This is a genomic window from Methanimicrococcus hongohii (assembly GCF_032594095.1).
Classification (GTDB): Archaea; Halobacteriota; Methanosarcinia; order Methanosarcinales; family Methanosarcinaceae; genus Methanimicrococcus; species Methanimicrococcus hongohii.
Genome location: NZ_CP131059.1, coordinates 1,202,055 through 1,213,901, shown reverse-complemented (window position 1 = coordinate 1,213,901; position 11,847 = coordinate 1,202,055). Strand labels below are relative to the sequence as shown.

General features: G+C 40.5%; 13 protein-coding genes. 9 read left to right on the top strand and 4 right to left on the bottom strand.

Features of this window, described 5'->3' with window-relative positions:
• Positions 1-47: 47 nt before the first annotated feature.
• Positions 48-248: a hypothetical protein gene (locus MmiHf6_RS05635; RefSeq protein WP_316556827.1), complete on the top strand. Its 201-nt coding sequence runs from the start codon at positions 48-50 to the stop codon at positions 246-248.
• Positions 249-372: 124 nt separating this feature from the next.
• Here the strand turns inward: MmiHf6_RS05635 and MmiHf6_RS05630 are convergent, their stop codons facing one another.
• On the bottom strand, positions 373-696 hold the full coding sequence (locus MmiHf6_RS05630) for a hypothetical protein (RefSeq protein ID WP_316556826.1): 324 nt from the start codon (positions 694-696) through the stop codon (positions 373-375).
• A gap of 390 nt (positions 697-1,086) precedes the next feature.
• Between MmiHf6_RS05630 and MmiHf6_RS05625 the strand changes: the two genes are divergently transcribed.
• From MmiHf6_RS05625 to MmiHf6_RS05605, 5 genes are all read left to right on the top strand, one after another.
• Positions 1,087-2,175, top strand: a complete 1,089-nt coding sequence (locus tag MmiHf6_RS05625; RefSeq protein WP_316556825.1) for a presenilin family intramembrane aspartyl protease PSH — start codon at positions 1,087-1,089, stop codon at positions 2,173-2,175.
• A gap of 177 nt (positions 2,176-2,352) precedes the next feature.
• Positions 2,353-3,972, top strand: a complete 1,620-nt coding sequence (gene sepS, locus MmiHf6_RS05620; protein WP_316556824.1) for an O-phosphoserine--tRNA ligase — start codon at positions 2,353-2,355, stop codon at positions 3,970-3,972.
• Positions 3,973-4,191: 219 nt separating this feature from the next.
• Positions 4,192-4,449, top strand: a complete 258-nt coding sequence (locus tag MmiHf6_RS05615) for a PRC-barrel domain-containing protein (protein ID WP_316556823.1) — start codon at positions 4,192-4,194, stop codon at positions 4,447-4,449.
• Between the two features lie 379 nt (positions 4,450-4,828).
• Positions 4,829-5,254 carry a flavodoxin gene (locus MmiHf6_RS05610; protein WP_316556822.1) on the top strand — a complete coding sequence of 142 codons (426 nt, stop codon included), beginning with the start codon at positions 4,829-4,831 and terminating at the stop codon, positions 5,252-5,254.
• 473 nt (positions 5,255-5,727) lie between these two features.
• Entirely contained in the window at positions 5,728-6,690 is a 963-nt protein-coding gene (locus MmiHf6_RS05605; RefSeq protein WP_316556821.1) for a tyrosine--tRNA ligase, read from the top strand.
• 66 nt (positions 6,691-6,756) lie between these two features.
• Here MmiHf6_RS05605 and MmiHf6_RS05600 read toward each other — a convergent pair whose 3' ends face one another.
• Entirely contained in the window at positions 6,757-7,044 is a 288-nt protein-coding gene (locus tag MmiHf6_RS05600) for a hypothetical protein (RefSeq protein ID WP_316556820.1), read from the bottom strand.
• A gap of 687 nt (positions 7,045-7,731) precedes the next feature.
• Here MmiHf6_RS05600 and MmiHf6_RS05595 point away from each other — a divergent pair.
• Together MmiHf6_RS05595 and twy1 are read left to right on the top strand one after the other, a co-directional pair.
• Positions 7,732-8,904, top strand: coding sequence for a hypothetical protein (locus MmiHf6_RS05595; protein WP_316556819.1), 1,173 nt, complete (start codon positions 7,732-7,734; stop codon positions 8,902-8,904).
• Between the two features lie 191 nt (positions 8,905-9,095).
• Positions 9,096-10,178 carry a 4-demethylwyosine synthase TYW1 gene (gene twy1 / locus MmiHf6_RS05590; protein WP_316556818.1) on the top strand — a complete coding sequence of 361 codons (1,083 nt, stop codon included), beginning with the start codon at positions 9,096-9,098 and terminating at the stop codon, positions 10,176-10,178.
• Between the two features lie 126 nt (positions 10,179-10,304).
• Here twy1 and MmiHf6_RS05585 read toward each other — a convergent pair whose 3' ends face one another.
• Both MmiHf6_RS05585 and MmiHf6_RS05580 read right to left on the bottom strand, forming a co-directional pair.
• Positions 10,305-10,520: a hypothetical protein gene (locus MmiHf6_RS05585; RefSeq protein WP_316556817.1), complete on the bottom strand. Its 216-nt coding sequence runs from the start codon at positions 10,518-10,520 to the stop codon at positions 10,305-10,307.
• 92 nt (positions 10,521-10,612) lie between these two features.
• Positions 10,613-10,783 carry a hypothetical protein gene (locus MmiHf6_RS05580; RefSeq protein ID WP_316556816.1) on the bottom strand — a complete coding sequence of 57 codons (171 nt, stop codon included), beginning with the start codon at positions 10,781-10,783 and terminating at the stop codon, positions 10,613-10,615.
• 790 nt (positions 10,784-11,573) lie between these two features.
• Here MmiHf6_RS05580 and MmiHf6_RS05575 point away from each other — a divergent pair.
• Complete coding sequence (locus MmiHf6_RS05575) at positions 11,574-11,828, top strand: glutaredoxin family protein (RefSeq protein ID WP_316556815.1); 255 nt, start codon at positions 11,574-11,576, stop codon at positions 11,826-11,828.
• Positions 11,829-11,847 lie beyond the last annotated feature (19 nt).

Genomic DNA, 11,847 nt, shown 5'->3' with positions numbered 1-11,847 from the left:
AAAAAATCGCTTCGCGATTTTTCAGGCTTCGCCTGTTTCCGATTGGAGTGTGGTGTTTGTTTTGCAGTTGGAGTGTGGTGTTTGTTTCCGCGTGGAGTCAGGTTTCTGTTTCCGATGGGAGTCAGGTTTCTGTTTCCGCGTGGAGTCAGGTTTCTGTTTTCGATGGGAGGACGGTGTTTATGAAAAAATCGCTTCGCGATTTTTTCGCAGTTGCTGCAGCCGCCGCGCGCGAGCTGCCCGATTTTTGAAAAAATATTGAACCAAACATCGTTTTTGAAATATTTATCAAAAACGACATCCGGTTTTTAATAAAATAATAACATAATAAAATAATAAAAAGAGATGAAAAAAGGAATCAGAAGCGTTTTTCAATTAAATGAAACGCTTTCTGTTGATTTCTGTTACTGCGCTTTCAACATTATTGTTGAGTCTTTGCATCTGGTTTTCCAAATCCGCTTCAACCGTCATAATACTGACGCGAATGGATTTGTCGCGGCTTTCCATTTTTTCTTCAATTTCATTGAGGCGGCTGTTGAGTGATAAAATCATGTATGATGCGACACCGACAACAATGAGGAGACAGAAAATAATGACCCAGTTGTAAGGATTGTAAACGAATCTTTGAAGCCATGCGTATGCCATCACAAGTGTGGCGATTTCAATGAGGAGAAAAGCAATAATGTCTTTTGTATCCATTTGTGTTCACCCGGTTCTGAAAAATTGTGTGAAAATGATAAAATAATAAAATAATAAAATTAATAGAATTATAAATTAATTAATAAATGAATAGATTCCTTGAATCGTGATCGAAAAGCCGTTTTGCAATGCGCTGAAAGAGGAGTTTAAATATTTTCCGCAAAAAGCGCGTTTGATTAAGTATAAAAGAGTTTACGAAAGTATATAAACATTAACCCGATAATATTATTTTAAATTCTGTATGTCGATTTCGTTTTTTAAGACGCGCAGTTTGCTTATTTCAACTTTATTTGAATTCATTTATTAATTTATTTACGATTTCATAATTTATTATTCACGTAAATTTCTATTCCGTATTATTATTTTCATTTGACTGATGAGGTTTTTTTCTTGAACTCTGAAAAATCCCGGACTTTTGCCAAAAAATTGGAAGACTTAGTTCCCTATTTTATTATGGGACTTTTCATTTTGATCGTTCAGATCGGATCGCTTTGGCTGTCGGCAACGGAATATATTGCAAGCCAGCCGCCGCTTGAAAATCCTGAAAGTGTCGGCTATTCGATTTATTACATCGTCATGTTGGTTCTGTTTACAGCACTGATCATTTATTTGATTAAGAAAAATAAAACTTTCATCATCCGCGGTATCATTTACTTCGCGATTGCAGTAACGCTGTATTATGTTTTTGCTGCAATTATTGACAAAGCCGTCGGCATGAACGACATTTTTGAAATTGTCTCAATTGTTGCGGCAATTGCGTTTGCCGTTCTTCTTTACAAATATCCCGAATGGTACATCATCGACTTTGCCGGCCTGATGATTTCAATCGGCGCCTGCGCCGTCATCGGCGTTTCTCTCTCTTACGTTCCGATCATCGTTTTAATGATCGGTTTGCTCATTTACGATTTCATTTCAGTTTACAAAACAAAACATATGCTGACGCTTGCAAACGGCATGATGGATCTGAAGCTTCCGATATTGTTCGTGATTCCGAAGAAATGGAATTATTCTTACGTTGAGGAAGATTTTTCGGATGATGATGACGAAAACGATGAAAATGGCAATCATGAAAAAAGCAGCGAAGAAAAAAACAGTGAAAATCATGAACTGAAAGCAAATGAAATTCTTGCTGCTGCCGAAATGGTCGAAGAAGTCAAAGCTGACGGCAACGCTGCCGCGGCGGAAATTCAAAAGAAAAAGAAAAAATCGGACGCGCTCTTCATGGGTCTTGGCGATGCCGTTATTCCGACGCTTCTTGTTGTTTCGGCGAATCATTTTATCGAACACGACGGTTTGATTTCGATGCCTTCTCTCTTTACGGCAATCGGAACCTTTGTCGGTTTTGCCGCTTTGATGTATGTCGTTTCCAAAGGAAAACCGCAGGCGGGTTTGCCGTTTTTGAACACCGGCGCAATTCTCGGATTCGCGGCGGGCGTTATCATATCGGGCGCAACCGTTTCATTCAGTCTCGGATTTTGATGATTCGATCAATTGATTCAATTTGATTCAAACCGATTCAAGTGAATTGTGATTCAATTGAATTCGAAAGTTAGGGAATCTTTATTATTCTGAAATGAATTAAGATTCCTTAAATTAATTTTACATTTTTTACATTTTTATGAATATGACAAATATTTACAATTGAGGCGCATTATTATGAAATTTGATCCGGAACAGGTTCGTTTGGAAAAAAACGAAAACTTTGAAAAAGCGTGGATTGAGTCGGGAAAATATATCAAAAAAAGTACGCTTGAAGAAAGTTATCCGCGAATGAAACCTGTATTCGGAAAACCGCATCCCGTTTATGAAACGATTCAAAAATTAAGAGACGCTTACATGAGAATGGGTTTTGCCGAATACATGAACCCGCTCATCGTTGAAGAGCGCGATATTTACAAACAATTCGGCGACGAAGCGCCCGCCGTCTTGGACCGCTGTTTTTATCTCGCCGGACTTCCGCGCCCGAATGTCGGCATTTCTGATGAAAGAATTCGAAAAATCAAAGAAATCATTGTCGGAATCGATGATGACGGAATTGAAATCATTCGAAAAGTGCTTCACGCTTACAAAAAAGGAACGATCGAAGGCGACGATTTGGTTTCCGAACTTGCCGAACAGTTGAATGTCACTGACATTTTCGTGACCGAGCTGATTGAAAAAGTTTTCCCGGAATTCAAAGAACTCAAACCCGAAGGCACAACTAAAACACTTCGCAGTCACATGACAAGCGGCTGGTTCATCACGCTTTCTGAATTGATTGAACGCAACGTTCCGCCTTTTTCACTCTTTTCAATCGACCGCTGCTTCCGCCGCGAACAGCAGGAAGACGCGTCGCGCCTCATGACTTATTATTCGGCGTCTTGCGTCATCATGGATGAAAACGTGACCGTCGACCACGGAAAAATGGTTGCTGAAGGCTTGCTTTCTCAATTCGGATTTGAAAAATTCATGTTCCGCCCCGATAACAAGCGCAGCAAATATTACGCGCCCGATACGCAAATCGAAGTTTACGCTTATCATCCGAAACTTGACGGCTCGGACACAAAATACAGCGACGGCTGGATCGAAGTTGCGACTTTCGGCATTTACGCGGCGCCCGCGCTTTCCGAATACAACATTTCAATGCCGGTCATGAATCTCGGCCTCGGTGTCGAGCGTTTGGCAATGATTTTGTACGACGCAAAAGATATGCGTTACATGACTTATCCGCAGTTTTCGCAATACGGCGACTGGGAAATGGAAGATTCAGAACTTGCGCGCCAAGTTGAATTGATCCAAACGCCGAAAACGGATGCGGGGCGCGAAATTGCTGATGCAATCGTTGACGGGTTCAAGCAACACGGGAAAGTTGCAGGACCTTGCGAATTTGAAGTTTGGAAAGGAGAATTGTGCGGCAAAACCGTCACTGTTTCCGTGAGTGAGCCTGAGTCCGACACATCCCTTGCGGGGCCGGCCTCGTTTAACGAAGTCGTTGCTTACAACGGCGACGTTCTCGGCGTTCCGAATCAGAAAAAGTGGGAAAAAGCGCTTGAAAATCATTCTGCGAGAACAGGATTTACATTTGTCGGCGCATTTGCGCAGGCGGCAGCGGCAGAAGCCGAAGAGGCGGTCTTGGCAGGCGCGTCCGAGCACGAGTCGCGCGTCAGAATGGTGAAAATGCTTTCCGAAGTCAACATGAGGCTGACAGATCTCGGACAGCGCTACATGACCGGAAACAATAAGAAAATCGATGTTCGCGGACCGGTGTTTACGACGGTTCAATTTAAAATCGAATGAAAATAATTCAAATTAAAAGCAATTCAATTAAAAGCAATTGAAGTAAATTCAATAAAAATTAATTCAATATAAATATCGGATTGTCAAAAGATATAAAAGCGAACAAATAATTTATATTGTATTCCCTTATTATACTCTATCATTCATTCACAATTCTTTTAAAATTTTTAAATTTGAATCAAATTTATTTCACACATCTATATTCAAAGGCGAGAAAATATGCGTACCGAACTGACTTCACTTTTTGGACTTGACATCTATACCGTTAACGGTATTTATGTTGGTAAAGTCATTGATTTAATCATTGATGTCGAAAGCCAATCCGTTTCCGGAATTATTGCAAACCATGTCAACACAGATGTTTTTGACGTTGCAGGCGACGGCATTATTATCCCGTACCGCTGGGTCGTTACCGCAGCAGACATCGTTTTAATCCGCGACGTGATTCGCAGATTCCAAAAGAAAGGCGACGATTAAGCTCGTTTTTCTCTTTCTATTCTTTCATTTTTTATTCTTAATTTTTTTAATTAATTGTTATTTTTTAATTAATTGTTATTTTTTGATTAACTGTTGTTTTTTGGTTTTGTTTTCCGGTCGGCGCGAAGCGGCGGACGGACTTGAAACGCAGTTTCAAGTTTTTTCATATTTCATTTTTTTCATATTTCATTTTTTTCATATTTCATTTTTTTCATATTTCATTTTTTTCATTTTTCTTGTTTTTATTTCGTTTGTTTTAATTTGTCATCATTAATTTGTAATTTCATTATGTAAAATTAAATTCGCTACAACGAAAATGTTTATATTCGGTGAAATCCTTCCCCCTGTTGAAGCTTAATTTCAAAGGAGGATTTTATTCATGAAAATGTGCATTGTTTATTGGAGCGGCACCGGTAACACGGAAGCCATGGCCAATTTGATTTGTGAAGGCGCTGTTTCAACAGGCGCTGACGTAACGCTTAAAGAAGTTTCATCCGCATCCGCCGCCGACATTGAAGGCGCTGATGTTGCCGTTTTCGGCTGCCCTTCGATGGGTGACGAAATCTTGGAAGAAGACGAATTTGAACCCTTTATGAGCTCCGTTACAGGTCTCTTGGACGGCAAGAAAGTCGGTCTTTTTGGTTCTTACGACTGGGGAGACGGCGAATGGATGCGCACCTGGGAATCTGATGTCAAAAAAGCAGGCGCTCACCTTTTAAAAGAAGGATTGATCGTCAACCTCACACCCGAGGGCGATGACGTTGAAAAGTGCCGCAGCTTCGGCAAAGACATTGCCGGAATGTAAACCTAAATTTGTTTATTTATTTATTTGTTTATTTCAACCCTCTTGCGTCGCACGTGCCATTGTGCGGCGCAAAAACCCTTTTTAATTCTCTTTTCAATTTTTAATTCATTCATTTTTCACTATTTCTTTTTTTCATTCTTTCATTACTTTTAATCCACTCTTTCATTTCTTTTTATTCTCATATTATTTCTTATTCATTTTTTAATTTCGTTTCTTTTTCGTTTCTTTTTCTGTTCTTTTCGTTTTTCTTTTCTTTTCTTTTCTTTTCTTTCGCTGTTTTCTTTCTTCTTTCGTTTCGACTCTTATCAAAACGCGCGGGATAAAACAGAATGATTTATATCTTTAGAAGTCACTCATTGTAAAAATTCAGTGTTGATTTGATTCATTTTATCAAGCGGTTTTGCTTTATCGGCCTGAATCGGTGCCCCAAAGGAAGCGGCGCTGAATTTGAATTTATACTACGGAGTTTTTTGATGACCCCTGAAGAGAAGATCGAACGAATTAAATACAACGTGGACGAAGTCGTCACGGATGAAGAACTGACAGAACTGATCAAAAACAATCCTGCGCCCAAGGTTTATGTCGGTTATGAGCCCAGCGGACGGATTCACATGGGACACGTTCTGACGGTCAACAAACTGTTGGACTGCCAGAAAGCCGGCTGTGAAGTGATTGTTTTACTTGCGGATGTCCACGCTTATCTCAACAAGAAAGGAACGTTTGAGGAAGTCCGCAAAATCGCGGATTATAACAAGCGCTGCTTTATCGCGCTGGGTTTGAGCGAAGAAAATACAAAATTCGTTTTGGGTTCGGATTATCAGTTGGGTCCCGATTATATGCTCAATGTTTTGAAAATGTCAAAAACCGTCACGCTCAACCGTGCAACGCGCAGTATGGATGAGGTCGGCCGCGCCATGGACAATCCGATGGTTTCGCAATTGGTTTACCCGATCATGCAGGCAATCGACATCGCAATGCTTGACGTTGACATCGCTGTCGGCGGCACGGACCAGCGCAAGATTCACATGCTTGCCCGCGAACATTTAAAAGACCTCGGTTTCAAGACGCCGGTTTGCATTCACACGCCGATTATTTCCGGTTTTGACGGCAACAAAATGTCATCGTCTAACGATAATTTCATTTCCGTTGACGACACCGCCGAAGATGTCGCCAGCAAAATCAAAAAAGCGTACTGCAAACAGGGCGATATTGAAAACAATCCAATCATGGAACTTTTCAAATACCACATTTTCCCGCGCTACGATTCGATTACGATCGAAAAGCCGGAAAAGTTCGGCGGAAACGTCACTTACAATTCTTACGCCGAATTGGAAACCGCGTTTGCCGACGAAAAAGTTCACCCGATGGATTTGAAATCCGCCTGCGTCAAATATCTCAATGAAATTTTGGACCCGGTCAGAGCGGTTTTGCTTTAAATCAAAATTTAAATTTTATTTTTTGAACAGAATTTCTCTGTTTCTTTCTTTTTTCATTTTTTATTTTCAAGAAGCGAACGCTTTGTTTCTTTTTTTGATTTTTTGTTTTGTAAAAGCGAAATTGGTTTTTTGTTTTGTAAAAGCGAAATTTGTTTTTTGTTTTTTTGTTTGAAAAACGAGATTGCTTTTTCGAATATTTTGAAAAATTTGTGCGGCTCGCGGGCGCAGCAGGCTGCTGCCGGCAGCAGCAAGCGGAAACCTGATTGGCACGCGGAAACAGAAACCTGAAGGTAGCGGCGGCAACATTAAAAGACAGTTGCAGACTGTTCCGCTTTGCAGGGGCGAAAGCAGCAAAAGACAGTTGCAGACCGGCAGGCTTAGCAGGAGTCGAAAAGCAAAATATTAAATTCAGCGGTTTTTTATTTTTTGTTTCGTATGGGAAGAATCCGCCAAGTCTCGTCTCCTCGCTGCGCTCGGAAACTCAACTTGCGGGGGCGGTATTTTGTTTTAATTCAAATTTTAGATTAAATGAAACATCGTTTTTCATCAAATTTCTTCAAAAACGGAACGCCTTCTTTTTTCCAAAGATTAAACATTTTTAAGGTTTTATCGGGCGTTCAGGTTCACCGATTTTTAAAAATTGGATGTTTAGGTTTCATCCTGAATACAAAAACAAAACGGGGAGATAAGTTTGAAAATCAAATGAAAAATGATGCAGCTCGCGCGAGCCGACGCCGCGAAAACAAACGCGAAAACAAATCAAAAAACAATCAAAAATCACTTCAAAAAGAAATTCAAAAAACAATTTAAATATCAAACTTGTTTAAATATCAATACAATTAAAAATTGAATTAAAATGTCTGATAAAATTACCAAATATTTTACCAATTATTATCTGAAATTTGTTCAAATAATTACAGTTATATTCATGAAGTGAGTAAAGAGAACCTTACTCAAACATTTCATTTAATCGTCATCGTTATTTTACGAAGTTAAATTATCGTTACACGTTACCATTATACACAATTCAAAGGTGCATTTATGCTTTATACTTATCAAGACGGAACAGAGCTCCCCGTTCAGCGGGATTTCATTCAGGACATGAAAAATTACGTTGAGTGTCTTGAAAAAATTCTGCCGCTTGAAAACCAAATCATGGAACTCAAAGATTTGGAAAAAGATCAAGGCGCTTTGTTTGAAAGAAGAGTCGCCGTTTTAAGCGGCTTTAAAGAAAATTTGATCCGCGGCATGCCTGTTAATTTGGATATCGACGATGCCGCGCTTTTGGAGCCGTGCATCAGCGAAATCATGGAAGTCTGCGACAAATTCATCCGCAAAACGCACGACGATTACGAATCCGAAATCCACGTCATGAAAAGAGATTCGGGCGCACAAATCAAATCCAAAGAAATCGAAATCATCAAAATCTTAAATCCTTTTTTGATTTCAAGCGTTTACGGCGCCAAACGCGTTTACGATATTTCTTATCACGAAATTCTCGGCGGAACGCTTTACTGCTACTCTTCCGGACTTCAATTCAATTACAAATTAAATTTCGTCGACGACCGCTTGACCGTTGCGCGCCTGCTCGGCGACTTTTCGCTCCCCGTTATGGCGTCAACCGGCATCTTTACAAAAGAACACAAGCCGCGCGTCGTCAGCCTCGCGGAATACCTCGTTCTTGCCATCCAATACGATGATTTGTACAACTTTTCACTGGAATTGGAAAACAAAAAGAAAATCATCCGCATCGTCCGCAAAAACGGCAACTTCTCAATCTATGATGACGGCCGCGACATCACCGCTGATGCCGAATTGGCCTCCCTGATTGAAGATGCCGCGCTTCAGCGCCTGCCGAAAAATATTACGGAATACATCCGCAAAAGCGTTGCTTCATTCGAATTAACGGAAATTTTAATCGACGACGACGACGCGATTGCGAACAATTTGATTTTCGATTGCATGAAAATCATCGCAACGCAATACGGCGCAATTGTGGCCGAATGCATTCGAAGAAGCCCGATCAAAACCGAAATTTCCATCAAAGTGCAGCTGGAAGACGGCACGAGAACGGAAAAATACCTTTCCAAAGACGAATTGTATTCATCTCTTGCCAACATCGGCGGCGACGGTTTGGAAATTGCAAGCCTCATCGGCGCGGATGCCGAAGTTGTCGAAAAGCCGAGCAGCAATAATAAATATTTCATCGTTTGATATTTGAGTCTGATATGTTAAGTTTGATAATGATTTGATATTTGACGATGATTTGATATTTGACGATGATTTGATATTGCTTGAATTCTGTTTTTAATTTTATTTTTATTTTTAATTGCTTTCAATTTTGTTTTATTTCTTTAATTTTTAATTTATCAAAATTTCAAATTTCAATTTTTTCGGGTACAAAAATGGACGGATCAAGCTCATCAAATGCAAACAATACAACCGATGCGGGAAATTCGGCGGAAGCGCTGAAAGCATCGGAAACAGCGGAAAACCGGGAAATGTCAAAAACGCAGACAGATGAGCGCATTCGATTTAATTATTCGCCCGAAGAAATTTCAATCGACGAGCTGATGTCACGTCAAGGCTACGCGAAAGCCGGCGCCCATTCCGCCGTTAAAACCTGCGCCTGGCTTAAAAATTCCATGAACGGAACCGGTGTCTGTTACAAATCTTCTTTTTACGGTGTCACGTCTCATCGCTGTCTTCAAATGACGCCGACTTTGATGTGCAACCAGGAATGTGTTTTTTGCTGGCGCCCGACGGAGGTTCCGGCAACCGCGCCGGATGTTTGGGACACGCCTGAAAAAATCGTTGAAGAAAGCATTCGCGCGCAGCGTAAATTAATTACGGGCTTTGGCGGCTCTCCGAATGCTGTTCCTGGGCATTACGATGAAGCCAAAAACCCGTCCAATGTCGCGATTTCACTCTCCGGCGAGCCGACTTTTTATCCTTATTTGCCCGAACTCGTTCAGTCTTTTGAATCCGTTGGGATGACTGTTTTTCTCGTCACGAACGGCACGCGTCCTGAAATGCTTCGAAAAACCAAGCCGACGCAGCTTTACATGAGTTTGGACGCAACGACGCCTGAAATGTATGACGAAGTCTGCCGCCCGAAAGGACCGCGCCTTTGGGAAAAAATAACGGAATCGCTTGACGTTCTCAAAGAAAAGAAAGCCGAAGGCGTTCGAACGGCGATTCGAATCACGGCGGTCAAAGGGTTGAATATGACAGATGAAGCCGGCTACGCCGATTTGATCAAAAGAGCCGAGCCTGATTTTGTCGAAGTGAAGTCTTACATGCATGTCGGCTTCTCGCGCCTGCGCCTTGAGCGCGCCAACATGGCCGAGCAGGATGAGGTCAGAGAATTTGCGCAAAAAATCGCCGACCTTGCGGGTTATCAATTTGCCGGCGAATCCGAGCCGAGCCGCGTTGTTGTTCTTTCAAAAAGCGGTCAGCTTTCAAATGTTTCTGTGTCGGATGTTTGATTTCTTTTCTTTTTCTTCTATTTCGTTATTGTTTTTTTATTCTTTTTCTATTTCGTTATTGTTTTTTATTTTTCAAAAATTGATGTCGATTTTTTTGATTTTTAAAATTTGGTATCGATTTTTGATTTATTTTTTTGAAAAGCGGAGCGGCTCGCGCGGCGGCGGGCAGCTGCTGCGGCTGTCGGCAGCGGCAACCGTGGCGCAAACCTGACCGCAAGCAGAAACAGAAACCTCCCTCCCACTGCAAACAGAAACCTGATTGCAAGCGGCAACTGTAACGGCAGGCAGCAGCGCCCACGTTCGCGTTAGCGTTCGGATTACGATTAAAAAGAGCAGATGCAAGCAGAAAGATCAGGTCGCTGCTTCGCACCGCCTGAAAAATGCAAACCGCTCCGGCAACAGCAACCGTAAAAGACAGTCGCAAATTAGCAGTCTTAGCAGGCGCAGGCAGCAGTAAAAGACAGTCGCAGACCGGCATGCTCAGCCGGAATCGGAAAAACAATCCCATCGTGACGGTTTCGTATTTTTTGTTTCGTATGGTTAGAATCTCCAACTCCTTCTTTCCTCCGCTGCGCTTCGGAAACGCGTCGTTGGAGGGACGGCATTTGGTCTTTTAATTCAAATTTCTGATTAATTGAAACATCGTCTTTTTCTAATTTTCTTCAAAACGGAACGCCAATTTTGCAATAAAATTTAAATTTATTCGGATTTTATCGGGCGTTCAGGTTTCAATCTTTTCTGAAAATTGGATGTTTTGGTTTTTTATTTTATTTTTGATCTGTATTTTTTCGATTTTTTTTCTAATTTTTTAATATTTTTTGAATTTTTTCTCGCGTTTTCTCAGTTTTTCCTCTTATCAAACGATTCTCGACTCTTTTTCAGAATTATCAAGCGCAGTCGAATTTTTACCAAGTATGTTATCAAACTATCGGCAAATCTGTTATAAACTGCCGTTTTTTTCTGTATCCAAATTCTGTGTGGTTACTGCATTCGTTTTCGGGGTTTGTATTCAAAGATGGTGGTAAAAACCTTATTAAACAAAAGGACAGTTATTGAAGTTTCACTAAAGTTCCCGATAATTTAATTGTCGGATTTTAATAAAATGCATTTGATAAATATTTTAAATGTCTTTGATGATATTAAAAATAAAGACAAGGTATGGTTTGCTTGTCTTCTATCAGATCTATAAAACTTTCTTAATCTGCTAATCTGACATTCTTAATCTCATGATAAAGCAGAAGAAAAGAGAGCACAAAACGGAATAACAGAAATTAGAATTGCGGAAATTAATAAAACTAATTAAAAAATTAATTAAAAATTTAATTAAAAAATTAATGTAAAAAAACTAATAAAAAAATAAAAAAATTAATTAAATAACAGCAACAGGTGAAAGGTTTGTCAAAGATAATCATTTATACAACGGACGTCTGCCCGAAATGCAAAATTTTAAAAGGATTTTTCCGGTCCAACAACGTCGCATACGAAGAAATGGACATGACAACGCCCGCGGCGCTCACGGAACTCGCGGTCAACAACATTTTTACAAACGTCGCCCCGGTTCTCCAAATCGACGACAAATTCCTCACATACAAGGACATCTTTGAAGGAACCGCCGTCAAAGAAGAACAAATCATGACACTGATTGCGTAAAAATTACGCAATTTATCGC